The following is a 1148-nucleotide window of genomic DNA, read 5'->3' as shown; positions in this document are numbered from 1 at the left end:
CACAGGTGCATGACTTAGGGAAAGGCGTGACACCAGAGAGCGAATGGCCAAGCCATAAAATGCATTGTCATACCGGTTTAAAGCTAATTAAAAAACTGTGCGAACGTGTACGTGTACCGAATGAATTTAAAGATTTAGCGCTCATGGTCTGCGAGCAACACTCCAACATTCATCGCGCCGCTGAGTTAAAGCCGCAAACCGTCATCAAAATCCTGAACAAGTTTGATGTATGGCGCAAGTCGGAGCGCCTAAAAGACATTCTAATTTGCTGCCAAGCGGATCATGCAGGCCGCAAAGGTTTAGAAGATCTACCGTATCCACAAGCGGATATTTTTATGCTGGCCTATCAAGCAGCGGCATCAGTAGATGTGCAAGCCATCATTCAGGATGGCTTCAAAGGTCCAGCTATTCGTGATGAACAAGAAAAACGCCGTATTGAAACGGACAAAGTCGCGTTAAATAAGTAACGCCAAAATAAAAACGCCCGCTCAATTGAGCGGGCGTTTTTGTTTTCAAGGATTAAGCACTAAGCAAGAATGCAAATAGGCCTACACCTAGAATCAGACGGTAAATCACGAATGGCGTCATGCCCATGCGTGAAATCATCTTCAAGAAGAAGTGGATACAGATGTATGCGCTAATAAATGAAGTCAGCATACCAGTCAGCAAAAAGCCTACGTGCACAGGCTCACCGCTGGTAACCAGCTTCATACCCAAGTAGCTACCAGCTAATGTGATGATAGGAATCGACATCAAAAATGAAAAACGCGCTGCCGCTTCACGAGTGAAGCCCAAATATAGAGCGGCAGTGATCGTTGCGCCAGAACGTGAAGTTCCAGGGATCATCGCAAGTGCTTGAGCAATACCAATAAACACCGCTTTCTTCCAGCCAGTTTGGTACTCATCGGCAACAAGCTTGGCATTCTTATCCACCCACCAAAGCAACAAACCGAACACGATGGTGGTTGTCGCAATCACATAGGCACTGCGCAGGTAGACTTCGATAACGTCTTTCATCAGCAAACCAAACACACACGCCGGAATAGTCGCGATCACGATCATCCATGCCAGTTTTGCTTCTTTACTGCGGTCACCTTTGAAGATCGAAGCAAACAATGCTCGGAATAAAGTGATCACTTCGTGGCGGA

The 1148-nt window shown here is 46.3% G+C and carries 1 protein-coding gene and 1 pseudogene; one reads left to right on the top strand and one right to left on the bottom strand.

The genetic code is table 11. From position 1 onward, the window contains the following. Positions 1-467, top strand: a pseudogene (gene cca, locus R7Q38_RS24220) (multifunctional CCA tRNA nucleotidyl transferase/2'3'-cyclic phosphodiesterase/2'nucleotidase/phosphatase); the annotation flags it as partial. Between the two features lie 52 nt (positions 468-519). On the opposite strand, the gene R7Q38_RS24215 reads toward cca, so the two are convergent. Further along, the coding region (locus R7Q38_RS24215; RefSeq protein WP_318114619.1) for an undecaprenyl-diphosphate phosphatase at positions 520-1148 on the bottom strand (629 nt) is incomplete at its 5' end.

The sequence above is a fragment of the Vibrio sp. Vb0598 genome, from assembly GCF_033338935.1.
Lineage (GTDB): Bacteria > Pseudomonadota > Gammaproteobacteria > Enterobacterales > Vibrionaceae > Vibrio > Vibrio alginolyticus.
This window is presented reverse-complemented; position numbering and strand designations above follow the sequence as displayed.